The sequence below is a fragment of the Paraburkholderia sp. SIMBA_053 genome (assembly GCF_046534895.1).
Lineage (GTDB): Bacteria > Pseudomonadota > Gammaproteobacteria > Burkholderiales > Burkholderiaceae > Paraburkholderia > Paraburkholderia caledonica.
The window spans coordinates 1-233 of record NZ_JAWRXU010001817.1 but is presented as its reverse complement, the minus strand read 5'-3'; the positions used below and the strand labels follow the sequence as shown (position 1 = coordinate 233).

Below are 233 nucleotides of genomic sequence, written 5' to 3'. Positions count from 1 at the left end.
TCCGTGGCGCTCCGATTGAACGCGACGGCATCGGGTACGAGGTCCATTGCGGAAGGTGCGGGCGCCGCCGCGGCGGCAGTCAACTCGGTTGCAGTGGGCGCAGGGGCAACAGCCTCCGGGTTAAATTCGATCGCACAAGGCGCGGGTTCGGGTGCTTCAGCCGACGGTTCGACAGGGTTGGGCATGAGTGCGCGTGCAGACGGTTTCCGGTCGATTGAAGCAGGAAACGGCGC

General features: G+C 65.7%; 1 pseudogene. It reads left to right on the top strand.

Going from position 1 to position 233, the window contains the following annotated elements:
• Positions 1–3: 3 nt before the first annotated feature.
• Positions 4–233, top strand: a pseudogene (locus SB753_RS41785) (hypothetical protein); the annotation flags it as partial.